27 protein-coding genes are annotated in these 26506 nt (G+C 72.2%); 15 read left to right on the top strand and 12 right to left on the bottom strand.

Features of this window, described 5'->3' with window-relative positions:
- The first annotated feature begins 66 nt into the window (after positions 1-66).
- Together ACIGEZ_RS12995 and ACIGEZ_RS12990 are read left to right on the top strand one after the other, a co-directional pair.
- On the top strand, positions 67-1239 hold the full coding sequence (locus ACIGEZ_RS12995) for a sensor histidine kinase (protein ID WP_399829722.1): 1173 nt from the start codon (positions 67-69) through the stop codon (positions 1237-1239).
- A complete protein-coding gene (locus tag ACIGEZ_RS12990; RefSeq protein ID WP_399829719.1) occupies positions 1214-1876 on the top strand; it encodes a response regulator in 663 nt (220 codons plus the stop codon). The genes ACIGEZ_RS12995 and ACIGEZ_RS12990 overlap by 26 nt, the downstream gene beginning before the upstream one ends.
- Before the next feature lie 139 nt (positions 1877-2015).
- Here the strand turns inward: ACIGEZ_RS12990 and ACIGEZ_RS12985 are convergent, their stop codons facing one another.
- Positions 2016-2423 (bottom strand): hypothetical protein, encoded by a 408-nt coding sequence (locus ACIGEZ_RS12985; RefSeq protein WP_399829716.1) that lies wholly within the window; start codon positions 2421-2423, stop codon positions 2016-2018.
- A gap of 262 nt (positions 2424-2685) precedes the next feature.
- On the opposite strand from ACIGEZ_RS12985, the gene ACIGEZ_RS12980 reads away from it, so the two are divergent.
- Together ACIGEZ_RS12980 and ACIGEZ_RS12975 are read left to right on the top strand one after the other, a co-directional pair.
- On the top strand, positions 2686-3684 hold the full coding sequence (locus ACIGEZ_RS12980) for an XRE family transcriptional regulator (protein WP_399829713.1): 999 nt from the start codon (positions 2686-2688) through the stop codon (positions 3682-3684).
- A gap of 16 nt (positions 3685-3700) precedes the next feature.
- Complete coding sequence (locus ACIGEZ_RS12975; protein ID WP_399829710.1) at positions 3701-4279, top strand: HD family hydrolase; 579 nt, start codon at positions 3701-3703, stop codon at positions 4277-4279.
- Between the two features lie 163 nt (positions 4280-4442).
- On the opposite strand, the gene ACIGEZ_RS12970 is transcribed toward ACIGEZ_RS12975, so the two are convergent.
- Both ACIGEZ_RS12970 and ACIGEZ_RS12965 read right to left on the bottom strand, forming a co-directional pair.
- Positions 4443-5132: a copper homeostasis protein CutC gene (locus ACIGEZ_RS12970; protein WP_399829707.1), complete on the bottom strand. Its 690-nt coding sequence runs from the start codon at positions 5130-5132 to the stop codon at positions 4443-4445.
- A 56-nt stretch (positions 5133-5188) separates the two neighbouring features.
- The gene (locus ACIGEZ_RS12965) at positions 5189-6148 is read right to left on the bottom strand and encodes a hypothetical protein (RefSeq protein WP_399829705.1); all 960 of its coding nucleotides are present in this window, start codon (positions 6146-6148) and stop codon (positions 5189-5191) included.
- Between the two features lie 191 nt (positions 6149-6339).
- Between ACIGEZ_RS12965 and ACIGEZ_RS12960 the strand changes: the two genes are divergently transcribed.
- The 10 genes from ACIGEZ_RS12960 (at position 6340) to ACIGEZ_RS12915 (ending at position 15298) form a co-directional block, all read left to right on the top strand.
- Positions 6340-6630 (top strand): cation transporter, encoded by a 291-nt coding sequence (locus ACIGEZ_RS12960; RefSeq protein ID WP_399829702.1) that lies wholly within the window; start codon positions 6340-6342, stop codon positions 6628-6630.
- 94 nt (positions 6631-6724) lie between these two features.
- Positions 6725-8998 carry a heavy metal translocating P-type ATPase gene (locus tag ACIGEZ_RS12955; protein WP_399829700.1) on the top strand — a complete coding sequence of 758 codons (2274 nt, stop codon included), beginning with the start codon at positions 6725-6727 and terminating at the stop codon, positions 8996-8998.
- Positions 8999-9030: 32 nt separating this feature from the next.
- Positions 9031-9312, top strand: a complete 282-nt coding sequence (locus ACIGEZ_RS12950) for a metal-sensitive transcriptional regulator (RefSeq protein WP_031010474.1) — start codon at positions 9031-9033, stop codon at positions 9310-9312.
- A gap of 216 nt (positions 9313-9528) precedes the next feature.
- Positions 9529-9903, top strand: coding sequence for a BlaI/MecI/CopY family transcriptional regulator (locus ACIGEZ_RS12945; RefSeq protein ID WP_399829698.1), 375 nt, complete (start codon positions 9529-9531; stop codon positions 9901-9903).
- On the top strand, positions 9900-10811 hold the full coding sequence (locus tag ACIGEZ_RS12940; protein ID WP_399829695.1) for a M56 family metallopeptidase: 912 nt from the start codon (positions 9900-9902) through the stop codon (positions 10809-10811). The genes ACIGEZ_RS12945 and ACIGEZ_RS12940 overlap by 4 nt, the downstream gene beginning before the upstream one ends.
- Positions 10812-10915: 104 nt before the next feature.
- Complete coding sequence (locus ACIGEZ_RS12935; RefSeq protein WP_399829692.1) at positions 10916-11395, top strand: GNAT family N-acetyltransferase; 480 nt, start codon at positions 10916-10918, stop codon at positions 11393-11395.
- Between the two features lie 188 nt (positions 11396-11583).
- On the top strand, positions 11584-12492 hold the full coding sequence (locus ACIGEZ_RS12930; RefSeq protein WP_399829689.1) for an SAM-dependent methyltransferase: 909 nt from the start codon (positions 11584-11586) through the stop codon (positions 12490-12492).
- A gap of 142 nt (positions 12493-12634) precedes the next feature.
- Positions 12635-13072 carry a Fur family transcriptional regulator gene (locus tag ACIGEZ_RS12925; protein ID WP_399829687.1) on the top strand — a complete coding sequence of 146 codons (438 nt, stop codon included), beginning with the start codon at positions 12635-12637 and terminating at the stop codon, positions 13070-13072.
- Positions 13073-13159: 87 nt separating this feature from the next.
- Positions 13160-14197, top strand: coding sequence for a LuxR C-terminal-related transcriptional regulator (locus ACIGEZ_RS12920; RefSeq protein WP_399829684.1), 1038 nt, complete (start codon positions 13160-13162; stop codon positions 14195-14197).
- Positions 14198-14245: 48 nt separating this feature from the next.
- On the top strand, positions 14246-15298 hold the full coding sequence (locus tag ACIGEZ_RS12915) for a LuxR C-terminal-related transcriptional regulator (RefSeq protein WP_399829681.1): 1053 nt from the start codon (positions 14246-14248) through the stop codon (positions 15296-15298).
- 123 nt (positions 15299-15421) lie between these two features.
- On the opposite strand, the gene ACIGEZ_RS12910 is transcribed toward ACIGEZ_RS12915, so the two are convergent.
- From ACIGEZ_RS12910 to asnB, 6 genes are all read right to left on the bottom strand, one after another.
- The gene (locus tag ACIGEZ_RS12910; protein WP_399829679.1) at positions 15422-15616 is read right to left on the bottom strand and encodes a hypothetical protein; all 195 of its coding nucleotides are present in this window, start codon (positions 15614-15616) and stop codon (positions 15422-15424) included.
- Positions 15617-15833: 217 nt separating this feature from the next.
- Positions 15834-17129, bottom strand: coding sequence for a D-inositol-3-phosphate glycosyltransferase (gene mshA, locus ACIGEZ_RS12905; RefSeq protein WP_399830575.1), 1296 nt, complete (start codon positions 17127-17129; stop codon positions 15834-15836).
- Positions 17130-17286: 157 nt separating this feature from the next.
- The gene (locus tag ACIGEZ_RS12900) at positions 17287-18852 is read right to left on the bottom strand and encodes a class I tRNA ligase family protein (protein ID WP_399829677.1); all 1566 of its coding nucleotides are present in this window, start codon (positions 18850-18852) and stop codon (positions 17287-17289) included.
- Positions 18853-18883: 31 nt separating this feature from the next.
- Positions 18884-19630 carry an SDR family oxidoreductase gene (locus ACIGEZ_RS12895; protein WP_132911960.1) on the bottom strand — a complete coding sequence of 249 codons (747 nt, stop codon included), beginning with the start codon at positions 19628-19630 and terminating at the stop codon, positions 18884-18886.
- A gap of 92 nt (positions 19631-19722) precedes the next feature.
- Positions 19723-20655 (bottom strand): hypothetical protein, encoded by a 933-nt coding sequence (locus tag ACIGEZ_RS12890; RefSeq protein ID WP_399829673.1) that lies wholly within the window; start codon positions 20653-20655, stop codon positions 19723-19725.
- The gene (gene asnB, locus ACIGEZ_RS12885; protein ID WP_399829670.1) at positions 20645-22492 is read right to left on the bottom strand and encodes an asparagine synthase (glutamine-hydrolyzing); all 1848 of its coding nucleotides are present in this window, start codon (positions 22490-22492) and stop codon (positions 20645-20647) included. The genes ACIGEZ_RS12890 and asnB overlap by 11 nt, the downstream gene beginning before the upstream one ends.
- A 189-nt stretch (positions 22493-22681) precedes the next feature.
- On the opposite strand from asnB, the gene ACIGEZ_RS12880 reads away from it, so the two are divergent.
- Entirely contained in the window at positions 22682-23422 is a 741-nt protein-coding gene (locus ACIGEZ_RS12880; RefSeq protein WP_399829667.1) for a PIG-L deacetylase family protein, read from the top strand.
- Between the two features lies 1 nt (position 23423).
- Here ACIGEZ_RS12880 and ACIGEZ_RS12875 read toward each other — a convergent pair whose 3' ends face one another.
- From ACIGEZ_RS12875 to ACIGEZ_RS12865, 3 genes are all read right to left on the bottom strand, one after another.
- The gene (locus tag ACIGEZ_RS12875) at positions 23424-24803 is read right to left on the bottom strand and encodes a glycoside hydrolase family 26 protein (RefSeq protein ID WP_399829664.1); all 1380 of its coding nucleotides are present in this window, start codon (positions 24801-24803) and stop codon (positions 23424-23426) included.
- Positions 24804-24897: 94 nt separating this feature from the next.
- Entirely contained in the window at positions 24898-25392 is a 495-nt protein-coding gene (locus tag ACIGEZ_RS12870) for a carboxymuconolactone decarboxylase family protein (protein WP_399829662.1), read from the bottom strand.
- 140 nt (positions 25393-25532) lie between these two features.
- A complete protein-coding gene (locus ACIGEZ_RS12865; protein WP_399829659.1) occupies positions 25533-26258 on the bottom strand; it encodes a helix-turn-helix domain-containing protein in 726 nt (241 codons plus the stop codon).
- Between the last annotated feature and the right edge of the window lie 248 nt (positions 26259-26506).

The following is a 26506-nucleotide window of genomic DNA, read 5'->3' as shown; positions in this document are numbered from 1 at the left end:
GGGGCGGAGTGACGACCCGTCCTTTCGGCCGATGCGCGGCACGCCGCGGTCCCTAGGCTGAGAACCGTGCTTCGAGACGACCTGCGAACCCTGTGGACCGAACCCCGGCCGCCCGACGCGCCCGCCCGGGTGTGGCGGGACTGGGCGCTGCTCGCCGCGGGCCTTGCCGGTGTGGCGCTGGAGGCCACCCTGCGCGAGAACGTCGTGTGGCGGCCGGTGGCGGTGGTGTTCGCCGTATGGCTGTGCCTGCTGCCCCTGTGGCGCCGGACCCGCCCGCTGGCGATGGTGACGCTGGCGTTCGGCTCGGTGATCCTGCTTCCGGTGGCCTCGCTCGTCGCCGCACTGCGCGAGCCCCTCGGCCTGTACACCGGCGCGGTCGTGCTCGTGCTGGTGTACGCGCTGCCCCGGTGGGGATCGGGACGCGAGATCGTGCTGGGCGGCGCGGTGATCATCGCGGTCGGCGCGCTGTGTGTCGTCACGGACGAGACCCCGGTCGTCGAAAAGGTCGTGGGCTTCGTCTTCCTGCTGCTGCCCGGCGTGGTCGGGGCTGCCGTGCGCCTCTGGGTGACCGCTCGCGAGCGGCAGTTGGAGCAGGTGCGCTCCCGCGAGCGCGAGCAGCTCGCCCGGGAACTGCACGACACGGTGGCCCACCACGTGTCGGCCATGGTGATCATCGCCCAGGCGGGCCGGGTGCTCGCGGGCACCGACCCGTCCGCCGCCGTCGAGGCGCTGGAGGGGGTCGAGGAGGAAGGGGCGCGCACGCTGGAGGAAATGCGCGCCATGGTCGCCGCGCTGCGCGACCGCGGGGTCGGCGCCGAGCTGGCGCCCCCTGCCGGAGTCGCGGATCTGGAGCGCCTGGTGCGCACCCCGGGTGGTCGCCTCAGGGTCGACCTGGGGCTCGACGGCGAACTGGACGCGCTGCCCCCGGCCGTGGACGCGGCCGTCTACCGGATCGTGCAGGAGTCGGTGACCAACGCGCTGCGCCATGCGGTCGACGCGACCGAGCTCGTCGTCCGGGTCGCCGCGGAACGGCTCACGGTACGGGTGAGCGTGCGCGACAACGGCCGGCGCACCGGCCGGGGTCGCGACGGATACGGACTTACCGGACTTCACGAGCGCGCGACCCTGCTCGGCGGCACACTGCGAGCCGGCCCGGGTACTGACCGGGGCTGGCACGTCGAAGCCGAACTGCCGAGAGCGAGGAGCGAGAGCGGTGTCCATTCGCGTCCTCGTCGCTGACGACCAGACGATCATCCGCACCGGGTTGCGGATCATGCTGAACGCCCAGCCCGGCATCGAGGTGGTCGGCGAGGCCGCCGACGGGCGGCAAGCGGTACGTCTGGCCCGCGAACTACGCCCCGACGTCTGCCTGTTCGACATCCGCATGCCCGTACTCGACGGGCTCGAGGCCACCCGGCTGGTCGCCGGCCCGGGCGTCGCCGACCCGCTGGCCGTGGTCGTCATCACCACGTTCGACCTCGACGAGTACGTCTACGGCTCACTGCGGGCCGGCGCCCGCGGATTCCTCCTCAAGGACACGGGACCGGACCTCCTGGCGCAGGCCGTACGGTCGGCGTCCGACGGTGAGGCGCTCATCGCGCCCAGCGTCACCGTCCGTCTGCTCCAGGCATTCGCGGACCTGCCCGCCGGCCGGCCCGTGGCCCAGCCGGTCTCCCCCGTCACCGCCCGCGAGGAGCAGGTGCTCCTCGCCGTCGCTCGCGGGCTGACCAACACCGAGATCGCCGATGCACTGCACATCAGCCTCAGCACGGTGAAGACGCATCTGGCCAGCCTGATGGCCAAACTCGGCGCCCGCAACCGGGTCGAGATCGCGATGTGGGCCTACGAAACGCGCCGTATCCTCCCCGGAACCTGAGCCGGGTGCCGGGCCGTGTCCCACTTGAGGGGACCCCGCTGCGTCACGGCCCACCCGCCGCTCTCGTCCGCCCGGGTCCGCGCCTGCGAGCCCGTGGCGACGTCGAGCAGGATCGGCTCGGAGCGGCGAGTCGGCCATGTCAGTCCCACTGGTGGTCTTCGAGGGCGTCCGCGTCCTGCGGCGCCGACGGCTGCGAGCCACCACCGTCCGAACCGGTCGTCGTCCGGTTCGCCTGGTCGGCGTCGGCTGGCCGGATGTTGTCGGCCGATGACGTCCACTCGACACCGTTCTCGGACCGGATGTGGGCGATACGCACAACCCGGCCGTCGCCGTGCAGCTCGTGCGTCACGGCGGTCAGTTCGCCTTCGCCCTTGCTGGCGGTGTCGCGAACCTTCGTGTGGAGCAGAGGGTGTTGCTCATAGCCGTCGGACCCGACCGGGTTCACGCCCTCGGCCTCGACGCGCCGCATGAACCTCTCCCAGCCGCCGGCCGCCCGGACACGAAGGGCACGGCTCGGCGCGCCTGGGGACGGATCGGACGTGGTCATGGGCGTACTCCTCTCTGGACGGGATACGGCGGAGTGGTCAACACCCGTGACCCGCCCGGGTGCTGGTCGTTTTCGTGTCTTGAACGTACGGTCGGCGCGGACGCGGTAGGACTGACTGGCAGTACGTGTTGGGGGACGAAACGCTCTCGGGGAGCTGGTCATGGCGGCGAAACCGTCCGCACGGGGACGTACGGCCACTGGGACGGTCGCAGGCTTCGTGCTGCGTCTGGCGCGGGAGAGCATCCCGCGTACGCAGATGTCCATGGCCGAGGCCCTGGGCGTGGATCTGGGCACGATGCAGGGGTGGGAGTCGGGGCGCAGACCGCTCGCGAACATGAAGGCCGGGGCCCTGTTGAACCTGCGGCGTCGGCTGGGGGCTCTGGGCGCGGACCCGGCTGTGGTGGGGTTATTGGACTCGGCCATGGACGCCGACCAGATCATCGGTGCCGCGCTGGAGCCCAGTGGCGACATCGGGCTGCACCCACTCGCGTCATGGGTACACACCCGGGACACGGCGCACATGCTGGCCTGGGCCTTGACCGGAGTGGCCCCTCCGGCGGTGGGCGAACGTATGCCCGCTCCGAGCCGAAGGCCTGCCGTAGCCGCCCCGCTGCTGGGAACGGCAGACCGAATCGCGTTCTTCGATCATCTGCGAGAGACGGCGGAAGCCGCCCGGAGACCAGGGGGTGGCAGGCTGTTACATCGCCAAGCCCTCTACCTCACCTCGTACGACCGGGGACCGGCGGCGGCGTCTTGGACGGCTCACGCCTTGCATGCCCGTCGGGGAGTTCTCTCGGGACGAGGATGGTCGGAGCACTGGGCGGAAGCGCGATCGACTGCCACGGCGCTGGCCCGGCTGGGAGACCCGCAACCGCTTCTGGACTTCATCGAGCGGTCCCTGGCCGATGACGACACCGCCGAGGCCGCGAACCTGAACTACTGGGCGTATTGGCTGGGCGGCGTGCGACTTCCCCAGTCCGACGACCAGTTCATGCGGGACCGCGAGCTGACGGCCTGGGATCCGGTCACGCTCCTGCGTGGACTCACATACGGTCTGCACCACGCTCCCGGATTCGTCGACCTGTACGTGCACACCCTCTGGGCGTTGCTGACCGCGCATCCCTGGCTGCCCCAGGCGTCGCATGTGCTGGCACGCGACCTGGCGGAGCGCGCAGGGCGGCTGCTCGACGGAGGCGGCACCTCGGAGAGGTCACGCCGCGAACTCAGCACCGTGCATTACGTTTTGCTTGATCGCACCTGACACCGGAGGGCACCGCATGGCAGACGAGACGGCGAACGCCGAGGGTACGGCCGGGTTCATCTTCGAGATGGGGGTGCTCAAGAACGCCAAGCGCACCGGGTGGTGGTTCACCGGGAACAACAACCCCGAGTCGATCGCCGAGCATTCGTTCCGCGTCGGCGTCATCGGTGCGGTGCTGGCCATGATGGAAGGGGTGGATCCCGCCAAGGTCGCCTTGATGTGTCTGTTCCACGACACGCAGGAGACCCGGATCGGGGACATCCCGCACATCGGCCGGCGCTACATCGACGCCGCTACCAACGCGACGGTCACCGCGGATCAGGTCTCTGCCGCGCACCCGGCGGTGAGGGACGGGGTTCAGCGCGTGGTCGAGGAGTACGAGGCCAAGGAGACGCCCGAGGCTGTCGTGGCCAGGGATGCGGACAAGTTGGAGTGTCTCGTGCAGGCCGTGGAGTACCGGGCGCAGGGCAACACCCTGGTCCAGGACTGGATCGACACTTCCTTGAACAGCCTCAAGACGGCCTCCGCACAGGCTCTCGCCGAGGCGGCGCTGACCATGTCACCGCTGGAATGGCGGAAGACCTTTCTGCGCTGACCTTCAGCCCCCGCCCGGCCGGGGAAGACCGCGCACGGGGCCAACAGTGGGCCACGGGGCCCCGGGGCCAAGGGGCCAGGAAGGGTGCGGGGCTTGCCCCGTGCGGGTTCGTGTCGGCGTGCGCCGGGGGGACGGGTTCGGCCCCGGCGCACGACCTGTCGCGCTACGCGTCCAGCGCCTCGCGCCACGTTCGTACCGCGGTCGCCGACACCGGTGCCGTCCAGCCCGCGGGGCGGGCCGCGCCGCCGATGTGGAAGGCGGTGAGGCCCGCGGCGCGGAGCTCCGGCAGGTGGTCGAGGCGGAGACCGCCGCCGACGAGGATCTGCGGCTCGTAGCCCGGTTCGCCCGCGCGCGCCGCCTCCGCCTTCAGGGTGGCCAGGCCGTCGTCGACGCCGGTGGCCGCGCCGGCCGTCAGGTACGTGTCGAGGCCCGGCAGGTCCGCGAGCTGCTTGCGCAGCGCGTCGCGGTCGGCGGCGCGGTCGATGGCGCGGTGGAAGGTCCAGCTGCAGCCGTCCAGTACGGCGATCAGGCGCTCGACGGCGACCAGGTCCGGGTCGCCGTGCGGCGTCAGGAAGCCGAGCACGAATTCGGTCGCGCCCGCCTCGCGCAGCTCGGCGGTCCTGGCGACGAGGGTGTCGATGTCGCCCGCCGCGAAGCCGTCGGCGAGTCTGAGCATCACGCGCAGCGGGATGTCCACGGCGGCGCGGATCGCCGCGAAGCCGGTCGTGGACGGGGTGAGTCCGTCCGCCGCCATGTCGGTGACCAGCTCGAGGCGGTCCGCCCCACCGGCCTGGGCAGCGACCGCGTCCTCCTCGTCGAGGGCGATCACCTCCAGCACTGCACGGTTGCTCATTGAGCCCATTCCTCCATGACACGAACGGCGGCTACAGGTCTAGTCCAATGACCAGACTAGCCGTGGGAGTGGGCTCCCGCATCGTGCGGCGCCTCACCGGCCGGCGCGGTACCGCCCGTACGGACCGTGAACGCCGCCGTCCGCACCTTCCCCTCGTGCTGGAAGTCGAGGAAGAGGCGGTACGTGCCCGGGCTCGGCGCCGTCGCCGTGAAGGACACGTCCGGGCCGGGGCCACCCTCGTTCGGGTGGACGTGCAGGTAGGCGAGGTCGCCGTCGCGCAGGGCGACGAGGTGCCCGTACGCACCGAGGTAGGGCTCCAGGTCCGTGACGGGCCGGCCGGCCTTGGTGACGGTGAGCCGCAGCTCGCCCGCCTTGCCCGGGTCGAGGGTGCCGGCGAGCCGCACCTGGTAGCCGTCGGCGTCGGCGGTCCGGCTCACCGGCGGCATCGGCTTCGGGGCGTACGCGCCAGGAACGGACAGGTCGGCACCGAGAGTGACGCCCTTCGCGCCCTTCACCGCCGGCTTGAAGTCGGCGAAGGCCTTGTAGCCGCCGGCCGCCGGCAGGTCCGCGGCCACCGTCCACGTGCCGTCGGCCGCCTTCACCGGGTGCAGGTGGCGGAAGACGGTCAGGTCGCGCGAGGCGACGATGAAGTGGAGCTCCTTGCCGTGCTCGGTGGTGAAGGCGGTGACCTTCCTGCCGGCCGCGTCCTTGATCGAGAACGTGAGGGTGCTCCTGCCGAGGGCGGGGGTCGGCGTGCCGAGGGCGAGGGTGTAGCCGCCCTCCGAGACCTGAAGGCCGCCGGCGGCCGGCGCGTTCGCCGTCTCCGCCGCGCCGTGACCCGCGTGGCCCGCGCCGGGGTCCCCCTCCGGTGTCGCCTCCGCGCGCCCCGCGTGTCCCGCGTGCTCCGCCTTCGCCGGCTCGCCGATCGGCCCGACGCCCTTGCCGACTCCGTACGCGGTCCCGAAGGTCGCGGCGAGCGCGGCGGCAAAGGCAGTGATCTTCACTCCGGTGTTCATGGCTGCTCTCCCGTACGTGGGCGCTCCGTGAGCGACTGCTTCATTGCACCTCACCATACCCCTGGGGGGTATCAAGTCAAGTCGGGGGCCACGCTTGCGCGACATACGGCAGGGGGGTATACATGGACTCGAAGGGATACCCCCGGAGGGTATCCAATGCCTACAACGCACACCGATCGATGGAGGAAGACATGGGTTCCTGCTGCACCCCTGACGGCAGCTGCTCGACCAACACCGCCGAGGTCTCGACGGCCACCGCCGTCGCCGACAGCACCGCCACCGTCTACGCCGTCTCCGGCATGACCTGCGGCCACTGCAAGACGTCCGTCACCAACTCCGTCAGCGCACTCGCCGGCGTCATCACCGTCGACGTCGACGTCGCCGGCGGCCTGGTGACCGTGACCACCGGCGGCGAGCCCGACGACGCCGCGATCGCCGCGGCGATCGACGACGCGGGTTACGAGCTGACCGGCCGCGCCTGACCGGCGCCCCGAGCGCCAACCGGCCGCCGGGGCTCGCCCGCCTCCGCCCGAGCCCCGGCCCCCGAGTCGCCCGAAAGACCACGAGGAGCAGACCATGACCACGACGACCCCCGGCACCGCCCAGGTCGAGCTCGCCATCGGCGGCATGACCTGCGCCTCGTGCGCGGCCCGGATCGAGAAGAAGCTCAACCGCATGGACGGGGTCGAGGCCACCGTCAACTACGCGACCGAGAAGGCGAAGGTCACCTTCGGCGCCGACACCGACGTCGCCGACCTCATCGCCACCGTCGAGGCCACCGGCTACACCGCCGCCGAGCCCGCACCCCCCAAGAGCGAGACCCCCGGCGCCGACGGGCCCTCCGACGAGGAGAAGGCCGACGCCGAGCTGCGGCCGCTCAAGCAGCGGCTGATCACCGCCGTCGCGCTCGCCGTGCCCGTCATCGCGATGGCGATGGTGCCGGCGCTGCAGATCGAGTACTGGCAGTGGCTGAGCCTCACGCTCGCCGCGCCGGTCGTCACGTACGCCGCCTGGCCGTTCCACCGGGCCGCCTGGACCAACGCCAGGCACGGCGCCGCGACCATGGACACGCTGATCTCGGTCGGCACCGTCGCCGCCTTCCTGTGGTCGCTGTGGGCGCTGTTCTTCGGCACCGCCGGCACCCCCGGCATGACGCACCCCTTCGAGTTCACCATCGCCCGCACCGACGGCGCCGGGAACATCTACCTGGAGGCCGCCGCCGGCGTCACCGCCTTCATCCTGGCCGGCCGCTACTTCGAGGCCCGCTCCAAGCGCAAGGCGGGCGCCGCCCTCAAGGCGCTGATGCAGCTGGGCGCGAAGGAGGTCACCGTCCTGCGGGGGGACCGCGAGGTCACCGTGCCGACCGCCGAACTCCAGGTCGGCGACCGCTTCCTGGTCCGCCCCGGCGAGAAGATCGCCACCGACGGCACCGTCGTCGAGGGCTCCTCCGCAGTCGACGCCTCGATGCTCACCGGCGAGTCCGTGCCCGTCGAGGTCGGCGTGGGCGACTCCGTCACCGGCGCCACCCTGAACGCCGGCGGCCGCCTGGTCGTCGAGGCCACCCGCGTCGGCGCCGACACCCAACTGGCCCGGATGGCCAGGCTCGTCGAGGACGCCCAGAACGGCAAGGCCGCCGCCCAGCGCCTCGCCGACAAGATCTCGGCCGTGTTCGTGCCGATCGTCATCGCGCTCTCGCTCGGCACCCTCGGCTTCTGGCTCGGTACGGGACAGGGGCTGACCTCCGCGTTCACCGCGGCCGTCGCCGTCCTGATCATCGCCTGCCCCTGCGCCCTGGGCCTCGCCACCCCGACCGCCCTCATGGTCGGCACCGGCCGCGGCGCCCAGCTCGGCATCCTCATCAAGGGACCCGAGGTCCTGGAGACCACCCGCAAGGTCGACACGATCGTCCTGGACAAGACCGGCACCGTCACCACGGGCCGGATGACCCTGCTGAAGGTGCACACCGCCGAGGGCACCGACGAGAAGGACGTCCTGCGCCTCGCGGGCGCCCTGGAGCACTCCTCGGAGCACCCGATCGCCCAGGCCGTCGCCACCGGCGCCGCCGCCCGCGTCGGCACCCTGCCCGCCCCCGAGGACTTCGCCAACATCCCCGGCCTCGGCGTCCAGGGCGTCGTGGACGGTCACGCCGTCCTCGTCGGCCGCGAGAAGCTGCTCGAAGAGTGGACGATGGCCCTGCCGGCGGAGCTCAGGACCGCGAAGGACACCGCCGAGAAGGCCGGCAGGACCGCCATCGCCGTCGCCTGGGACGGCGAGGCCCGCGCGGTCCTCGAGGTCGCCGACGCGGTCAAGGAGACCAGCGCCGAGGCCATCCGCGGCCTCCGTGGCCTCGGGCTCACCCCGATCCTGCTCACCGGCGACAACAAGGCGGTCGCCGAGGCCGTCGCCGCCGAGGTCGGCATCGACGAGGTCGTCGCCGAGGTCATGCCGCAGGACAAGGTCGACGTCGTCAAGCGGCTCCAGGCCGAGGGGCGTTCGGTCGCCATGGTCGGCGACGGCGTCAACGACGCCGCCGCGCTCGCCCAGGCCGACCTGGGCCTGGCCATGGGCACCGGCACGGACGCCGCCATCGAGGCCGGCGACCTGACCCTCGTACGCGGCGACCTGCGGGCCGCGGTGGACGCGATCCGGCTGTCCCGCAGGACCCTCGGCACCATCCGCTCGAACCTGTTCTGGGCCTTCGCCTACAACGTGGCCGCGCTGCCGCTCGCCGCGGCAGGCCTGCTCAACCCGATGATCGCCGGCGCCGCGATGGCCTTCTCCTCGGTCTTCGTGGTCGGCAACAGCCTGCGCCTGCGGGGCTTCCAGTCCACCGGGAACCGAGCCGAGTGACCGTCGGCCAGTGATGTGACGAGGAGGCCGCCGTGGCCGGTTACGTACAGCACAAGGAAGACATCATCAGACGCCTGAGGCGTATCGAGGGGCAGGTCAGGGGGGTGCAGCGGATGGTGGACGAGGACGTCTACTGCATCGACGTCCTCACCCAGGTCTCCGCCATCAACGCGGCGCTCCAGTCCTGCGCCGTGGCCCTCCTGGACGAGCACCTCAGCTGCTGCGTCACGGAGGCCATCGCCGCCGGCGGGGACCAGGCCAAGGTGAAGGTCGGGGAGGCCTCGAAGGCCATCGCCCGCCTGATCAGGACCTGACGCACTCCGCGAAGCGGTTCGACGACAGTTCGAGACGAGTTCGGGAAGGCACTTCGGAACACACCTCGGGACGACCGCCCTTGCGCCGAGCGCGGGGGCGGTTCCTCATGAGGGTCGTCATCGCGCCATCACACCCCCTGACTACCCCTGAGGGGTATACCTCCGCGGGCGGGACGGCCCGTACGATGAGCCGCCCGCGAGGGGGAGGGGATGCACGTGCGCCGGCTGGGAGAGCTGGAGGCCGAGATCATGGACCGGCTGTGGGCATGGCAACGGCCCGCGACCGTCCGCGAGATCGTCGACGACATCAATCTGGGGCGCCGCGTCGCCTACACCACGGTGATGACGGTCGCCGACATACTCCACCGCAAGGGCTGGCTCCGCCGCGAGAAATCGGGCCGGGCCTGGCTGTACGAGCCCGTCCGCAGCCGCGAGGAGTACACCGCGGGACTCATGCAGGACGCGCTCGGCGACAGCCAGGACCGGCCCGCCGCGCTCCTGCGCTTCGTGGAGACCATCTCCGACGAGGACATGGCGGCCCTGGACGCGGCGCTGCGCACCGCCAGGCGCGCACAGGGCGAGGACCGATGAACCACCACACCCTGCCCCCGCTCGGTCTCGTCCTCTGCACCGGCTTCCTGGTGCCCTGGCTGCTCGTACGGGCCCGCTGGGCCCAGCAGGTGCCCCGGCTCGCGCTCGCCGTGTGGGTCGCGAGCGGCCTGCTGTTCGCGGGCTCGGCCGCCCTGCTGCCGGCCCAGCTGATCCTGCCGAGCAGGACCGGACACCGGCTCAGCGACGCGCTGTTCACGTTCCGGTTCCCTCCGCCCGAGCGGCTGTCGGAGCTCAGCGGACTGGAGACCACGGCGGCCGGCGTCGCCCTCGCCGTGCTCGCCGTACCGGCCACCGGATTCGTCCGCGCGCTGTTGCGGGCGCGCCGGCAGCGGCAGCGGCACGCGGAGACGCTGCGGCTCGTCGGCCGGTACGACGCGGGGCTGCGCGCCACCGTCCTGGAGCACGAACGCCCCGCCGTGTACTGCCTGCCGGGCCGCTCGCGCCGGGTCGTGGTCTCCTCGGGCGCCCTGCACACCCTCACCCGCCCCCAACTCGCGGCCGCCCTCGCGCACGAGCGGGCGCACATCTCGGGGCGGCACCATCTGCTCGTCGCCGCGGCCGAGTCGTTCGCCGCCGTCTTTCCGCGCCTTCCGCTCGCCCGGAACGGCGGCACCGCGGTACCGCTGCTCCTCGAAATGACCGCGGACGACAGGGCGTTGCGCTGCTGCTCGCGCGACGCGCTCGCGACCGCCCTGTACGCGCTCGCCTCGGGAAGGGCACCCCGCGAGGCGTTCGCCGCGGGCGGCCCCTCGGCCGCGCTGCGCATGCGCCGTATCCTCACCCCGCACAGCGCGGGGCATCCGGTGCTCCGCGGGCTGCTCACGATCGCGGCGGCCGGACTCGCCGCGGCGCCGCTGATCATCGCCTGCTGCTCGTTCCCCTATTAATTACTAAGGGAATTCGTAGATTTCACATCGGTCACGCCACCCTGAATTCCCCGCTATTGTGGGTATGTTGGCGTTCAGCTCGGCACGTCGAAGGGTACGAACCAATGCAGCTGGCTGACGTGCGGGCGGCCGCCGCCGCCGACGCGGCGACGATATCCAGGCTGCTTGCGGAGTCCATTCGGGGCAGCTACACGGAAATACTCGGCGAAATCCCGACGGGGCGGCTTGTCTCGACGCAATGCGCACTTTCCCGTATCCGCGCGGAAATTGAAATTCCCGGTGGCGCGCCCGGCTGGCTCGGCTGGCTGGTGGCGACCGGTGCGGACGGCGCGCTCGTCGGCGTCGCGGCCGGCGGCGTACCCGTACCGGGCGAGGGCGAGCTGTACGCACTCGCGGTGATCCCCGGAGCGCGCCGCGGCGGCGTCGGTACGGCCCTGCTGGCGGCGGCCAGCGAGCGGATGCGCGAGTTCGGCGCCGCCCGGCAGCGGCTCACCCTGCCGACGGAACAGGACCCGGCGCTCCCCTTCTACGAGCGGCAGGGCTTCGCCCCGCTCAACCCCACGCGCCTCAACCGCTCGCTCTGACCCCTCCGTTCCTCCCCCGACGTTCCCGCCGCCCCCCCGTGGCAGACACACGCCATCGCGTGTTCACGCCCCCCGATCCGCTGGAACCGGCACTCCGCCCCAGGTCAGGATGGAGCACAGCGGCGCGGTCCCGGCGGCACGGGCGCCCCGCCCGGACGGCATGGACCGAGCGAGCCCCTGGAGGAGCGATGCACACACCGAGCGGCACTTCCCTGCCCGCCGTGCCCGCAGTGCTCGCACCGGTCCTGCCGTCCCGATACGACCGGCCGGGCAAGGCCCCCTTCGACCCGCCCGCACCCGGCGCAGGCATCCGGATCACGTCCGACACCCTGCCCGGGCTCGAGACCGTCTCCCCCGGCGACGCGGACGCGGTCTGGCTCCACGACGCCCTCCTCGGCCCGCACAGCGCCGACATCGTCCGCTATCTCAGCCTCGCCCGCTCCACCGGCGGCCCCGTCCTCGACCTCGGCTCCGGCGCCGGACGGCTCGCCGTCCCCTTCGCCCGGCACGGCTTCGCCGTGGAGGCCGTGGACCGGGACGGCCCCGCCCTGGAACGCCTCGAGTCCTGGGCCCGGCGGATCGGCCCGCAGGTCGCCGAGCTGATCGTGACCACCCGGGCCGACCTCACCGAGCTGCGACTGGACGGCGACTACCGGCTCGCGCTGCTCGCGGGTGCGATGGTCTCCGCCGTACCGCCGCACGCGCGGCCCAGGCTGCTGCGCGAGATCGCCTCGCGCCTGGGGGCGGGCGGTGCGCTCGCGCTCGACTACACCTCGCACCTGCTGCCGGGGCTCATCGCCGAGCCGCAGCGGACCTGGGCGTTCCAGGTGCCGCGGTTCGACGGGATCGACGAGTGGGTGGTGGCCCGGCAGGTGTTCGACCTGCCGTCGATGAGCGAGCGGATCACGTACTACGCGGCGCGCACCGGCAAGCTCTCCACCGAGCGGGTCGTACTGACCACCGACAAGTGGATCGTGGACGGTGACCACCTGGCGGCCGAGCTGCACTCGGCGGGCCTGCACATCGAGGGCCGGCGGCGGCACCGCATCGACGACCGCACGGAGAGCGTGCTGCTCGTATGCCGGACCGACGACTAGGCAGCCCGAGCAGTCCGGGCAGCCTGAGCAGCCCGGGCGGACCGAGCAGCCCGGGCGGACCGACCGGCCCACTGCCGACAAGGACGGCCAAGAGGTACGATGCCCACAAAAGTTTGGGCCGACCAGGTGGCGGGCGGAGAAGATGGCAGTCGTGGAAGAGCTGACGGGCCGCGAGGCGGTGATCCAGCGCCTGCGAGACGTCGGCCTGCGGGTCACCGGTCCGCGCCTCGAGGTGCTCACCGTGCTCGCCGCCGGCGGCCATCTCGACGTCGAGGCGATCACCGCGACCGCACGTGAGCGGCTGGGCACGCTCACCAGCCAGGCCGTGTACGAGATGCTGCGGCACTTCCAGGAGACGGGCCTGGTCAGCAAGTTCGACCGCCCCGGCCTGCCCGCCGTCTTCGAGATCTCGGGCCCCGCGCACCAGCACGCCCTGTGTACGAACTGCGGCCGGGTGGAGAACGTCGCCGCCTCCGCGCCCGCGCCGCCGCGCGGCAGCCTGCCGCAGTGGCGGGTCAGCGACGCCGAGGTGGTCTTCAAGGGCCTGTGCCCCGATTGTGCCGATTCGGTCGACGATTGAACATCGTGCGTGGCGTTCGATTTTGTGGCAGGGTCTAGCGGGGCGTTTCAACAGGATCCGCGCGATCCGAGGGGAGTCTGCTGCGCTGTGTCCAAAAACGCCGTCGGAGCGCGCACGGGAAGCGAGCAGGCTCTCGCCCTCTACCAGGCACTGCGCGCCGCCCCGGGCGAGACGTTCGACGAGGTCGCCGACCGGCTGGAGTTGACCGAAGCCGAACGCGAGCGCTGCCGCGCGGAGTTGGCGGCCCTCGGCCTGATCGGTCCGACCGCAGGGCCGACCGCAGGACACACCACCCCCGCCGTCGTCGCTCCCGACATCGCCCTCCTCGCGCTCCTCCGGCACGAGCGCGACCGGCTGGAGAGCCGGCTCGCCGAGACCAGCCGGGCCCACACCACCCTGGAGACCCTCGCCGGACCCTTCCTGCGGGCCGGGATGGAGCCCGGCTCCCAGGTCGAGGTGGAGATCGTCGACGACCCGGCCCTCGTGCGGCGTGAGCTCGCCGAACTGACCAGGACCGTGCGCGGCTCCGTCCACTCCATGCTGACCGGCTCGGTACGGCGCGAGGAGATGGCCCTGGAGCTGGCGTGGGACCGTGACCGGGTCTCGCGCGGGGTCCGGGTGCAGGCCATGTACAGCCACCGGGTGGGCCAGGTTCCCGAGATGGTGCAGCACCTGGCCGCGCGGACCGCGCTCGGCGTCGAGATCCGGCTCTCCCCCGTCGTCCCCATGAACATGGTCCTGGCCGACGACAACTTCGCGCTGCTGCCCACCGATCCGCGCGACCCGGAAGCGGCCGCGATCCTGGCCCGCGGTCCCGGCCTGGTGCGCTCCTACCGGGCCCTGTACGAGTACTGCTGGCTCGCGGCCACCCCGTACGGCCACGAGGAGCCGACCGAGCACGGCGGCGACGGGCTCACCGAGCAGCAGCGGGCCGCGCTGCGGATGCTCGCCTCCGGGATCAAGGACGAGCAGGTCGCCCGGAACCTGGGCGTCTCGCTGCGCACGGTCAGCCGGCTGATCTCCGAGGTGATGCAGGAGCTCGACGCGGCCAGCCGTTTCGAGGCCGGTGTGAAGGCCGCCCGGCTCGGTCTCCTGGACGGCGATCCGCACGAGCACACGGCGTAGCCTGACGGTCCGGACGGTCGATTCGCAGCGACAAGGGGGGAGTTCGCCATGGTCAGGACGGGCGGCGGCATCGGAGACCACACGGCCGGTCGACTGGTGCCCCTCTACCAGGAGTTGCGCAGACGAGGGGTGTCGAGCTTCACCGAGGTGGCGAGAGAGTTAGGCCTCGGCTGCGAGGAGTACGAGCGATGTCGGTCGGAGCTGATCTCCCTCGGCCTGATCGTCCCCACCACCAGCACCCACGCCACCAGCGCCGACCTGCGCGACTCGGCCTGGCGGCCGGACGCGGACGCGGTGGCCTCCGTCGACCCGGAGATCGCGCTGCTGCGGCTGCTGGACCGCGAACGGGCCCGGCTGCGGGAGCACCTGGCCGAGGCCGACCAGGCGTACAGCACCCTGGAGACGCTGGCCGGCACGTATCTGCGGCCCGGTTCGCTGACCCGCTCCGAGATAGCGGTCGAGGTGATCACCGACTACCGGCGGATCCAGCAGGCGCTCGAGGACATCATCGACGTGACGCAGGAGGCGTCCTGCTCGATGTATCCGACCGGGCCGAGCCGGCAGGTCCCCGAGCGGATACTCGAACGCGACCGCCGCAAGCTCGACAACGGGGTGCGCGTCCGTGCCATCTACCGCAGCAGCGACGCCTCCCGGCCGGAGGCGGCGGAGGTGCTCAACCGGCGGGCCGAGCTGGGCGTCGAGGTCCGCATCGCGCCCGACCTCCCGATGAACATGGTCATCATCGACCAGCAGTACGCCATGGTGCCGCTGCGCCCGGAGGCACCCGGCGAAGGCGCGATCCTGGCCCGCGGCCCGCTCCTCGTCCGCTCCTACCTGAGCCTGTACGAGCACTGCTGGCACACGGCCTCCCCGTACGGCGACCACGTGGCGCCCGAGCAGGGCGGGGACGGGCTGTCGGAGCAGCAGCGGGCGGCGTTGCAGATGCTCGCGTCGGGGATGAAGGACGAGAAGATCGCCCGGAACCTCGGGGTGTCGCTGCGGACGGTGAGCCGGATGCTCTCCGAACTCATGCAGGAATTGGGTGCGTCGAGCCGCTTCGAGGCCGGGGTGCGTGCGCTGCGGCTCGGCTGGCTGGACTGATGGGCGGCTCGCCCTGCGCCGAATTCCCTGCGACGTACAGGGGAAAGGCCCCGCAATCGTGGCAGGACGATTGCGGGGCCTTTCTCGGCGCTCGTACGCGCCGCATTCCGTTTCGTCTCGGCGTCAGTCGACCGGCGGGGCCGGGGTGCCCGTCGCGTGCGGCCAGTCGTCGTTCGCGCCGGCCTGCTGCTGCCCCGCGGGAGCGGCGTCGGGGGCGGCGGCCAGCGCGGCTCCGCCCGCGACGGCCAGACAGGCCACCAGGGCGAGGGTGAACTGACGGACCGTCTTGCGCATTCCGGAGTTCTGCTCAGCGGTCATGATTCCTCCAGGAGTGGGAATGTGAATTCCGCCTTCCGGGGGCCCGTGCCGCCGGGCGCTCCCTGAAGACATCTCCATTCTGTCCGGCCCCGTGAGGTGAATCCAGGGATTCTCCATGCGTGGACCCGCCATGGCGTGAGTGCGTCAATGGGCCGTCGAATCAACGGAATTGACGGATCCGGAGCTTCCCTAACCTTTGGTCAGACCAAAAGAGATGCTAGACTCGTGCTACGGCCTTCTCGTTCCTCCAGGAGAGGGAGGCCGACGGGGCAGGGGCGTGCCGCCGCCCTTGCCCCACCCGAAGCGCACCCGCCAACGCGTCCTGGTAGACGTCGATCGTCCGCGTCGCGGAAGTGCGCCAGCTCATCCCCTGGGCGTGCCGGACCGCCGCCTCCCCCATCGAGACCCGCGCCCGCGGATGCCGGGCCAGCCAGAGCAGCCGGCGGGCGTAGTCCACCGGGTCGTGACCCCGCACGAGCAGCCCCGACACCCCGTCCCACACGGCCGTCGGCAGCCCGCCCACCGCCGAGGCGAGCACCGGCGTCCCGCACGCCTGCGCCTCGAGGGCCACCAGACCGAACGACTCGCTGCGCGAGGGCACCACCAGGACGTCCGCCGCCCGGTACCAGTCCGCGAGCCGCTCCTGCGGTACGGGTGGACAGGCCTTCAGCACGTCGTCGACGCCCAGCTCCGCCGCGAGCCGCCACACCGTGCCCTCCCGGCTCGCCCCCGAATGGCCGCCGATCACCGGCACCAGCAGCCGCCGGCGCAGGTCCGGCGCCATCCACAGCAGCTCGGCGACGGCCCGCACCAGGATGTCCGGGCCCTTCAACGGCTGGATGCGCCCCGCGTACAGCGGCACGAAGGCATCGGCCGGCAGGCCGAGCCGCGCCCGCGCCGCGGCCCGGCCGTCCCGTTCGGACCCCGGGCCGAAGGTGCGCAGGTCCACGCCTGGCCGTACCACCTCCGTGCGCAACGGCGCCGCCCCGTACAGCGAACGCAACGCCTCCGCCTCGTCGCCCGTGTTGGCGATCAGCCGGTCGGCGTCGCCCACGATCCGCCGCTCGCCGCGGATCCGCAGCTCGGGCTCCGGGGTGTCGCCGTCGGCGAGATGGGCGTTCTTCACCAGGGCCAGGGTGTGCGCGGTGTGCACCAGCGGTATCCCCCAGCCGAACGAGGCGATCCGCCCGGCCTGCCCGGACAGCCAGTAGTGCGAGTGCACCAGGTCGTAGCCCCGCTCCTCCTTCAGGAGGGCGAGGGAGAACGGCAGCACCAGGTCCGGCATCGCCTCCTTCGGCAGCGGCCGGCGCGGCCCCGCGTGCAGGTGGCGGACCCGCACGCCGGGTTCCAGGTCGACGAGGCGGGGCACGCCCTCGCCGCGGCAGCGGGTGAACAGGTCGACCGCCACGCCCTGTTCGGCGAGGGCGCGGGAGAGCTCGACCATGTAGACGTTCATGCCGCCGGCATCCCCGGTTCCGGGCTGGTGGAGCGGGGAGGTGTGGACGCTGAGCATGGCGACGCGCAGGGACACGTGGGGCTCCTGTGGGTGGGCCGCGTGTGTCCCTGCGCGTCGCGCGCACGGTCACGCGGCAGGGGTGGGGGTGCTCGATGACTCGATTACGGCGCTACTTAGTTGATTAGTAGTTCAGGGTCTCAGGGTCCGGGGTGCTTCAGAAGCCGTAGACCGGGCCTGACGGCGGCGCGAGCCGCGTCCCCGGCAGCGGGGCGATCAGGGCGGACCAGTCGACCGGCCTGCCCGGTGCCACCTGGAGCGCCGCCGCGAGCCGGTCGGCGCCCTCCGGCATCACCGGCCGCGACCAGGCCGACAGGGCGGACGCCACGGCCAACTGGGCGGCAAGCGCGGGAAGGTGGCGGCAGCTCGTGGTGGGCCGGCAGCGCTCGTGCGCGTTGACGTGACCGAAGTCGGCGACCGAGCGGACCATCTCGTCGAGCACGGCCACGGCCCGGCGCGGGTCGAAGGCGTCGGCGCCGTACGCCTCGCGCAGGTCGTCCACGCCCCGGTGCAGGCGCCGCTCCAGGATCTCCCAGCCGGTGCCACCGGGCAGTGCCTGCGGGGCGAGCCCGGCGCACTCCTCGCGCACCGAGGCGAAGAGCCGGGTGAGCCAGCTGTTCCAGTTCTCGTCCAGCTCCAGGCGGGCCGCGGCCAGCCGGTCGCGCTGGAAGACGGTCCTGCGGCCGGTCGGACGGGCCTGCAGGACGTGGCGGCGCAGGGTGTCGGAGCCGTACTCGGTGAGCAGGTCCAGCGCCCAGACGTTCCCCTCGCGGACGCCCTCCTCGACGACGTACGACTCGTTGACGTTGAAGTCCTGCGGCAGCTTGATGTCCTGGGCGAGCAGCAGCACCGGCAGGAGCACGGCGTGGCAGAAGGCGTGCCCGAAGCCGCAGAAGTGGATGGCACGGGCGGGCAGCGGGCCCTTCGTGTCGTAGCCGAACAGGTGCATCGCGGCGGACTCGAAGCAGCCGTCGATGCGATGCTCGGGGAAGCCCTCGACCGGAACCGGAAGCCCCCAGTCGGCGGGGTGTCCGACGGCGATGTCCGGCAGGCCGTCCTCCACCAGCGACTCGCACAGCGCCGCGAGCCGCGGCGGCAGCCCGGCGGCGGCCCAGTAGTCGGCGAGGGTCTCGCGGAACGGCTCCAGGGGTACGTAGAGCCGCCGGCAGCGCTTGGCGAGGGCGGGGGTGTCGCACAGCGAGCAGCGCGGCGAGATGAGGTCGCCGCCGTCGTTGGGGCGGGCGCACTCGTGGCACATGCCGCCGTCGCTGAGCGAGCCGCAGTGCGGGCAGGTGCCGGTGACGTGCGCCCCGTACAGCCAGCGCTCGCAGGGCTCGCAGTACGGCAGGAGGCGGGTGCGCGGGGCGATGACCCCTTGCGCGTACAGGCGGCTGAAGAGGTCCTGCACCCAGCGCGCGTACCCCTTGTCCCGGCGCGGTCTGACGATGTGGTCGAACTCGACGCCGGAGCGCAGCCAGTCCGCGGTGATCGCGGCGCGGTAGCCCTCGGCGACCTCCTCGGGCTTGCGGTTGTGCCGCAGCGCCCGGACCTCCACGGAGCTGGCGTGGTCGGCGGTGCCGGTGGTGAACCGCACGGGCTCGCCCTCGGCGCGCAGGTAGCGGGTCAGGACGTCGGCCGCGACGTACGGGCCGGCGAGATGGCCGATGTGCAGTTCGCCGTGGGTGGCCGGAGGGGTCGCGGTGATCCAGACGGGGGTGCTCATGGGACCTCCTTGACGCTGTGGTGCGGTGAGCTCAGCGGGGTTCGAAGTGGAAGGAGCGGATGAAGCAGTCACGGGGCTGTTCGACGGCGTAGACGATGCATTCGAAGAGCGCCTGGGTGGTCAGCTTCTCGTCGGGGGCTATTCCGTCCGGATTCGATCCGTCCCATTCCGCGAAGCGCGGATCGGAGGTGGAGAAGTCCGGCGGATAGAGCGAGAAGACCCGCACCCCGGAAGGCCGCAGCCGGCGCGAGAGGATGTCGGCGAAGCCGGCCTGGGCGCTCTTGGCGGTCCAGAAGGCCTCGTGGGCGACGCCCGCGGTGGCGGCGGAGGCGCCCTCGGCGTCGCGGACGGCGACCATGTTGACGATGTCGGGCCGCAGCGAGCCGCGCAGCAGCGGCAGGAAGTGCTTCACCATGAGGACGGTTCCGCCGGCCGTCGACTCGATCGTCTCCACGATCTCGTCGTCGCTGGCCGCCTCCAGGTCCATGCCGTCCAGCCAGCGGGCCCCGTTGTTGACGAGCAGGTCGACCCGGTCGGTGCGCTCGCCGACCCGCGCGGCGAACTCCCGGATCTCGGCGGGCCGGCTCAGGTCGCAGCCGAACGCGTGGATACGGTCCCGGGCGGAGCCCATGACCTCGGTACGGGTGCGTTCGGCGGCCTCGACGGTACGGGCCGACACATAGACCTCGGCGCCGAGATGAGCGAATCCGACGGCGAGCGCGCGGCCGAAATAGCGGGACGCGCCGGTCACGACGACACGCAGATTCTCGAATTTCATGTGTGTCTGCTCTCCCCACGGATACCGGTTGCCGGTCGTAATTCAGCGTGGCAGAGGAGAGTTGGGAATCTCGCGCCGAGCGGGGTGCGCGTTCACGCCGTTGCGTGGATACGCCAGGGCAGGTCGAGGCGGGCGAGCACGTGAGCGCGTTTGCGGTGGACGCTGACGCGGTCGCGCGCGGCGGACACGGTGACGGTGCCGCCCCCGGGCGTACGCACGGTGGAGACGGGCCCCGGCACGACGGTGCCGTCGATGGCCCCCGCGGCGGCCAGCGCCGCGGCACCGGTGAGCGCGAGCCGGGGGTGCCAGCCGCCGACGGTGAGCGCGCGGACGGCGAGCCCGTCGCGGGTCCGGGCGAACGTGGCGATCTTGGGGAGCGGGGAGTGGGGCGGGTGTCCGAGCAGGCGGGCGGCGTGGGCGCGTAGGTGGAGCAGGGCCTGCTCCTGGAGGGCCGGTTCGGGGAGGTGCCGGGCGTCGACGAAGACGTACGGATTGCCGTACCGCACGATCGAGACGGGAACGCCGCCGAGCACATCGAGCGGTCGGCCGGTGGGGAGGGTGCCGGGGGCGGTGGGGGCGCGCAGGAAGCTGAGGGTGTGAGCGTGGGTGGGGGCGTGGGGGGCCGTGACGTCGGGTTCCGGCTCGCACAGGACGGTGTCGCCGGTGGTCACGGCACGGACGGTGACGGGCCCCGTGCGTCCGTCGGCGACGACGCAGGCGAGGAGGGAGTGCCCGCACCCGGTACGGAAGTCGAAACGGCCGGCGGGGAGGGCCTGGACGAAGCGGTAGTCGAGGTGGGCGCCGGGGCGGGCCGGGGGCCCGTACAGGGCGATCTTGTGGAGATCGCGGTACGGGGTGTCGGCGAGCACCTGGCGCAGGTACGCCAGCTCGTCCGCCGACGCCAGGGCCCCGACCGGGAGTTGGTCGAGGCCGACCACGAGAGTGGGGCCCGGGGCGTCCTCGGCGCGGACGACGGTGGCACGGACGACGGTGGCGCGGACGCGCCCCGAGGGCTCAGGCCGCACAGCCCACCGGGATGCGCATGCCCTGGACGACCTCGCTCCACAGTTCGTGCACGGCGAGGCCCCAAAGGGCCAGGGCGTCCCGGTCGTTGGGGCGCTCGAGGTGGCGGGCCAGCAGCCTCTGGGCGCGGTCGGCGCGGATCTTGCCGCCCAGGACGAGGCGGGCCGGGGACAGCAGCTCACGGACGGTTTCGAGGAGCGGGCCGCCGGGGGCGATCATCGCCGCCACGGGCAGGGTGAAGGGCTGCTTGGGCCGGTTGAGGACCGACGCGGGCAGGAGCTCGGCACCGGCCTCGTACAGCGCCCGCTTGCCGTGCCGCGCACCGGGCGGCAGCGCGCGGGCGTGGGCGGCGACGGCGGGCTGGCAGAACGGCAGGCGGGCCTCGACCGCCCAGGCCATCGACAGGTGGTCCAGGCGCCGCAGGTGGTAGGCGGGCAGCCGCCAGCGCGTCTCGAAGGCGCTCATCGCGGTCGCCCGGTCGGTCCCGGTCGCCTCGGCCGAGCGCAGCTCCTGCTCGATGCGGTCGGCGGCGGAGCCCTGGTCGGCGATGAAGGCGCGGTACGAGGACGTGTACAGGTGCTCGCGCAGCATCCGCGGCGCCGCCGAGAGCGCGTCGGCGTACGCGCCCGCCCAGTCCGATCCGGCGGGCGCGGCGAGGGCGGCGCGCATCCGGTCGTAGCCGCCGAAGAGTTCGTCCGCGCCGTCGCCGGCGAGGGCGACGGTGAAGCCGTTCTCGCGGACGGCGCGGAAGAGCGCGTACGTGGAGAGGGCGATCGGGTCGGCGTTGGGCTGCCCGAGGTGACGGACGGTGCGGGTGAGGAGGGAGGGGATCTCGTCGGGGTCGACGGTGACCTCGTGGTGCACGGTGCGGGCCCGGCGGGCGACGGAACGGGCGTACGCGGCCTCGGAGCCGGGCCACTTGCCGCGGTAGGCGAGGTGGAAGGTGTGCAGGGGCGGCGCGTCGGTCTCGCGCCCGAACTCGGCGGCGAGGGCGGTGACGAGCCCGGAGTCGAGTCCGCCGCTGGTGACGGCGCAGACGGGAACGTCGGCGGTGGCGAGGCGGCGCACCTCGTGCCGTAACACGTCCTGGGTGTCGCCGAAGGCCGGCCGAGGGCCGGCGGGCGGGGCGTCGGACGGGGCGGTGTGCGCGGTGCCGTGCGGGGCGCGGCGGCGGACCACGGGTGCGCAGCCGGGCCGGACGACGGCGGTGGCACCGGGCGGGAGGACGGAGATGCCGTCGAGGGCGGTGTGGGTGGCGAAGGAGGTGCGGGTGGCGAGGACGGTGTCGAGGGCGTTCTCGCGCGGGGCGATGCGTACCCCCTCGAAGGCGAGCAGGGCGGGGATCTCGGAGGCGAAGCGGGTCGAGCCGTCCCGGCCGTCGTGGTGGAAGTGGACGGGCTTCATGCCCATGTCGTCGACGGCGAGGACGAGCCGGACGGAGCCGGGGCGCAGGTCGAGGACGGCGACGGCGAACATGCCGTCGAGGTGCTCGGCGAAGGCGGGCCCGTACTCGGCGTAGAGCGCGGGCAGGAGGGTGCCGTCGCAGCGGTCGGGGAAGCGGTGGCCGCGGGCGGCGAGGCGGCGGCGGAGCTCGGCGTGGTTGTAGATCTCGCCGTTGAGGACGGCGAGGATCCCGGGCAGGTGGGGCAGCCGGTAGGGCTGCCGGCCGCCGCAGGGGTCGGTGACGGCGAGCCGGTCGCAGCCGAGCGACCAGCCGGGGCCGCTGAGCACCTGGTGCTCGTCGGGGCCGCCGTGCCGCTGGCGGGCCGAGACCGCCGCGAGCTCGGCGGGGTCGGGGCGGTCCGCCCCCGCGGCGAAGGAGCCGAGAATCCTGCACATTGCCGGTGGCCTCCGGATCTCGTACCAGTACCGGTCGGTGTTCACGTGTCGTTGACGGTCGCTGTTCGCACCTCTGTCGGACCAATGATTTGAATCTACCAAGTTTTTGAATGGCGCGTAAGTGCCATGTCCGGTTCACGCCACGGCACGGCCTTGCGACGCCCCCCGCCACCCGAACAGGCTGACCCCATGGAGGACTTCGCACCCGACCCGACGGACCGCTCAGCCCCCGAGTCCCTGCTGGTGGTGGCGGCGCACCCGGACGACATCGAGTTCTGCGTCAGCGGCACCGTCATGCAGTGGATCGAACGGGGCACCCGCGTCACGTACTGCATCGTCACCGACGGCGGCGCGGGCGGTTACGACGAGGCGCTCCCCCGCCAGGCGATGGCGGACCTGCGCCGCGCCGAACAGGTCCATTCGGCCAAGCTCAGCGGCGTGGCCGACGTCCGCTTCCTCGGCTACCCCGACAGCTTCGTGGAACCTTCCGTCGAGCTGCGCCGCGACCTGTGCCGGGTCATCCGGGAGGTCCGCCCGCAGCGCGCCATCGTCCCGTCCCCCGAGATCAACTGGGCTCGCGTCGCCGATCTCCACCCCGACCACCGGGCCGTCGGCGACGCCTGCCTGCGCGCGATCTACCCCGAGGCCCGCAACCCCTTCGCCCACCCGGACCTCCTGAAGCAGGAGGGCCTGGAGCCCTGGATCGTCCACGAACTGTGGCTGATGACGGGGCCCACCCCGAACCAGTACGTGGACGTCACCCCCGTCTTCGACCGCAAGGTCGAGGCCCTGCGCATCCACACCTCCCAGACCGCCCACTTCGACGACCTGTCGGGCCTGCTCCGCGACTGGCTCAGCGAACACGCGACGGCGGGCGGACTGCCCGCGGGCCGGATGGCGGAGGCGTTCCAGATCGTGCACATCGACTAGCTCAGTGCGCGTGGAGCGAGCCCCACGCGAAGTTCTGGCCGAAACCGGTGCCCGAGCCGCCCGTGTGGACCTGGTCGGTGGCGTAGTAGGTCGCCTTCACGTCGGCGTTGGTGTTGATCGACGTGTTCGACAGGCCGGAGCCCCAGACGTTCCAGATGACCCACGGGCTGCGGGTCAGCGCGTTGCTGCCGGAGGCCGTGATCGGGACGTTGAAGGTCTCGGCGAGCATGCGCGGCTTGGCGTAGCCGGCGAGACCCGTGTAGTAGACGTGCGTGAGGTCGGAGCCGTAAGGGTTGTAGTCGTCGACACCGACGACGTCGACGAGGTCGGCCCCCGGGTAGTAGGCCGACGGCACGTCGGTGCCCTGCGGGTTCCAGGCGTTGGGGGACCAGGCGAAGATCAGGTTGTGCAGGCCCTTCGTCTTCACGAGGTAGTCGTACGTGATCCGCCACAGCTTCCTGTAGCCGGCCGGGGTCCTGCCGCCCCACCAGAACCAGCCGCCGTTCATCTCGTGGTACGGCCGGAGCAGCACGGGGATGTCGTACGCGGCGAAGTACGACAGCGAGGCGGCGAGGACGCCGAGGTCGGCGAGGAGGGCGCGGTACTCGGGCGTGTTCGACTCCCAGTCGACCACGCGGTCGAACCAGGCCTGGTCCGTCGTGACCGTCGCGACCGGATAGCCCGCCTCGTCGCCGGGGTGCCGGCCGGCGACCTGGGTCAGCACCCGGCTGAAGTCCTTCAACGGGGAGCCCGGGTACGGCTGGTGGAAGCTCATGCCGACGATCCCGGCCGCCGCCCCGCCGTTCGCGAGCGTCGCGCTCGTACCGTCGCCGCGGACCATGACGCCCCCGGGGTTGTACGTGCCGTCCGCGGCCCGCGGCAGCCCCTTCCAGACGCCGGCCGCGATGTCGACGGCGTCGTCCGCGTACTGCCACTGCCGCTGGCCCGACGGCAGGCCCAGCGGCCGGTTGTACGAGCGGTCCTCGTACCTGCCCCAGCCGCCGGCGGCGCCGTACCCCGGACCGAGGTCGATCTCCAGGAAGCCGGGCAGCTTTCCGGTGATGTCCCGGGCCTTGCCGTAGTAGTAGCCGGAGTGCGTGGTGCCGCCGGCATCACCGTAGCCCGGGTTGTACAGCTCGTTCTGGGTCTCGATGTGCTGGCCGATGATGGTCATCGGCTGCTTCCCGGAACGGGCGTTGTTCTCCAGCTTCACCAGATGCGCGTACACCGCACGGGCGTTGGGCGACGCGGCCGGGTCCCGGCCCGTCAGCGTGGACGCGATGAGCGGCGCGGCGGCGGCCGCGTTTCCCGCGCCGACGACCGGCAGGGTGCCGGCCGCGGCAGCGGCGCCGAGGGCGGTGACGAACGTGCGCCTGCGCATGACCGGGTCCTCCAGGACAGAAGAGACGTCGAGCCGCCGATGCTATCCAGCCGGGCCGACAGCGCCGCTCGCCGCTCCCCCCTGCTCCCGGGTGTCAGTCCCACTGCTGGTCGGCGAGGGAACTGACCGGCTGGGGCTTGCCGATGACGGCCAGGGCGATGAAGAAGTTGATCTGGCCGATCGCGACGGTCAGGGTGGCCAGCGCCTTCTCGTCGTAGTGCTCGGCCACCTCGGCGTACAGCTCGTCGGTGACGCGCTCCCTGCCGTGCGGGGCGGGCTGGAGGGTGGCCTCCACCAACGCGAGGGCGGCGCGCTCGGCGTCGGTGAAGTACGGGGCGTCCTGCCAGGAGGAGACGGCGGTGATGCGCTCCTCGGACTCCCCGGCCTTGCGCAGGAAGGACGTGTTCAGGACCGTCAGGTAGGTGTTGTGGACGATCTGCCCGGCCCGCAGGTGGACCAGGCTCATCGTGGTGCGCGGCACCGAGTGGTTGCCCGTGGCCCGGAACAGGGCCGCGCTGACGTCCTTCAGCTCGGGCACGAACTCGCTCGGGTCGGGCATCCGGGAGATGGAGGGGTTCGTGTTCGTCATGGCTGCTCTCCTTCGCTGCGGCGCCCGCTTGGCGTCGTCACAGCCCTGACGGATCGGCGCACGCGGATGTGACCGGAGTCCGGAAAGTTTTTTCTCCGGCGCGCTCCGGGCCGGCCGCCGGGCAGGCGCGGGACACCCCCCTAGACCTCGTCCTGCCTCGGCTTCGAGTGGAGGATGTCGCGGGCCTGTTGCGCGGCGCGGGCGGAGGTTTCGGAGACGAAGTCGAGGAAGCGGGCGATGTTCTCGAGGCGGATGGCGGCCGGGGTGCCGGGGCCGAGGACACCGACGCCCTGGCGTGAGGTCTCGGCGATGTGCGCGGTGGAGCGGGCGCTGGCCATCATCGACTGGTACCAGACGTCGTCGTCGACGACGTAGCGGTCGCGGCGGCGTTCGTCGCGCTCGCGGCGGATGAGGTCCTGGCTTTCGAGGAACGCGATCGCCTTGGAGATGGAGGCCGGGCTGACCTGGAGGCGCTGGACGAGTTCGGACGCGGTGAGGCTGCCCGTGTCGGCGATGACGAGGCAGGCCATGACCCTGGCCATCATCTTGGGCATACCCGACGCCATGAAGACGGTGGTGAGCGTCTCCTCGTACTCGCGCACCGCCTCGGGATCGCGTCCGTGCGCCTGCGGGAGCGCCTCCGACCCCCGGGAAGCGGCCGGCTTGCGGCGGTGGGCGCGGCGTTCGGTGGCGCGGTGGGCGAGGTCGGCGCGGTAGGCAGCGGGGCCGCCGTTGCGCATCACCTCGCGCGTGATCGTCGAGGTGGGGCGCTCGAGGCGTCTGGCGATCTCCGCGTAGGCGAGCCCGTCGGCCAGCCCCAGCGAGATCTGCTGGCGTTCCTGCTGGGTGAGTCTGCCGCCCGGCATCGCGGCCTCCTTCGTGGGTCCGTAGTGGCTTCACTATAGCGTTCATTTTCAATTCATTGCAACGCGCACCCACCTGACGTTGCGTTACCCGCCAGGGTCACTGCAACGATTTCCCCACTCCCACCTGCATAAATGCAGTTCTCGCGCAACGAGGGTGTTGCCGAGTCTTTGAACGCAACGTAGCTTTTCCCTCATCGAAAACAGCGCGGCGCACGGAGCGCCCGCTGAAGAACAAGGGAAACCGCCAT

The organism is Streptomyces sp. NPDC085481 (assembly GCF_044541845.1).
In the GTDB taxonomy this organism is placed as follows: Bacteria; Actinomycetota; Actinomycetes; order Streptomycetales; family Streptomycetaceae; genus Streptomyces.
The sequence above is the reverse complement of the archived record's forward strand: the minus strand, read 5'-3'. Positions and strand labels throughout refer to the sequence as shown.

What these genes read in the sequence shown, in the direction of transcription:
- ACIGEZ_RS12900 (WP_399829677.1), bottom strand. Translation starts at nt 18,852, where the DNA reads ATGAGCACCCCCGTCTGGATCACCGCGACCCCTCCGGCCACCCACGGC.
- ACIGEZ_RS12985 (WP_399829716.1), bottom strand. Translation starts at nt 2,423, where the DNA reads ATGACCACGTCCGATCCGTCCCCAGGCGCGCCGAGCCGTGCCCTTCGT.
- ACIGEZ_RS12930 (WP_399829689.1), top strand. Translation starts at nt 11,584, where the DNA reads ATGCACACACCGAGCGGCACTTCCCTGCCCGCCGTGCCCGCAGTGCTC.
- ACIGEZ_RS12925 (WP_399829687.1), top strand. Translation starts at nt 12,635, where the DNA reads ATGGCAGTCGTGGAAGAGCTGACGGGCCGCGAGGCGGTGATCCAGCGC.
- ACIGEZ_RS12955 (WP_399829700.1), top strand. Translation starts at nt 6,725, where the DNA reads ATGACCACGACGACCCCCGGCACCGCCCAGGTCGAGCTCGCCATCGGC.
- ACIGEZ_RS12915 (WP_399829681.1), top strand. Translation starts at nt 14,246, where the DNA reads ATGGTCAGGACGGGCGGCGGCATCGGAGACCACACGGCCGGTCGACTG.
- mshA (WP_399830575.1), bottom strand. Translation starts at nt 17,129, where the DNA reads ATGCTCAGCGTCCACACCTCCCCGCTCCACCAGCCCGGAACCGGGGAT.
- ACIGEZ_RS12865 (WP_399829659.1), bottom strand. Translation starts at nt 26,258, where the DNA reads ATGCCGGGCGGCAGACTCACCCAGCAGGAACGCCAGCAGATCTCGCTG.
- ACIGEZ_RS12970 (WP_399829707.1), bottom strand. Translation starts at nt 5,132, where the DNA reads ATGAGCAACCGTGCAGTGCTGGAGGTGATCGCCCTCGACGAGGAGGAC.
- ACIGEZ_RS12870 (WP_399829662.1), bottom strand. Translation starts at nt 25,392, where the DNA reads ATGACGAACACGAACCCCTCCATCTCCCGGATGCCCGACCCGAGCGAG.
- ACIGEZ_RS12935 (WP_399829692.1), top strand. Translation starts at nt 10,916, where the DNA reads ATGCAGCTGGCTGACGTGCGGGCGGCCGCCGCCGCCGACGCGGCGACG.
- ACIGEZ_RS12975 (WP_399829710.1), top strand. Translation starts at nt 3,701, where the DNA reads ATGGCAGACGAGACGGCGAACGCCGAGGGTACGGCCGGGTTCATCTTC.
- ACIGEZ_RS12940 (WP_399829695.1), top strand. Translation starts at nt 9,900, where the DNA reads ATGAACCACCACACCCTGCCCCCGCTCGGTCTCGTCCTCTGCACCGGC.
- ACIGEZ_RS12910 (WP_399829679.1), bottom strand. Translation starts at nt 15,616, where the DNA reads ATGACCGCTGAGCAGAACTCCGGAATGCGCAAGACGGTCCGTCAGTTC.
- ACIGEZ_RS12895 (WP_132911960.1), bottom strand. Translation starts at nt 19,630, where the DNA reads ATGAAATTCGAGAATCTGCGTGTCGTCGTGACCGGCGCGTCCCGCTAT.
- asnB (WP_399829670.1), bottom strand. Translation starts at nt 22,492, where the DNA reads ATGTGCAGGATTCTCGGCTCCTTCGCCGCGGGGGCGGACCGCCCCGAC.
- ACIGEZ_RS12960 (WP_399829702.1), top strand. Translation starts at nt 6,340, where the DNA reads ATGGGTTCCTGCTGCACCCCTGACGGCAGCTGCTCGACCAACACCGCC.
- ACIGEZ_RS12880 (WP_399829667.1), top strand. Translation starts at nt 22,682, where the DNA reads ATGGAGGACTTCGCACCCGACCCGACGGACCGCTCAGCCCCCGAGTCC.
- ACIGEZ_RS12965 (WP_399829705.1), bottom strand. Translation starts at nt 6,148, where the DNA reads ATGAACACCGGAGTGAAGATCACTGCCTTTGCCGCCGCGCTCGCCGCG.
- ACIGEZ_RS12875 (WP_399829664.1), bottom strand. Translation starts at nt 24,803, where the DNA reads ATGCGCAGGCGCACGTTCGTCACCGCCCTCGGCGCCGCTGCCGCGGCC.
- ACIGEZ_RS12980 (WP_399829713.1), top strand. Translation starts at nt 2,686, where the DNA reads ATGGCCGAGGCCCTGGGCGTGGATCTGGGCACGATGCAGGGGTGGGAG.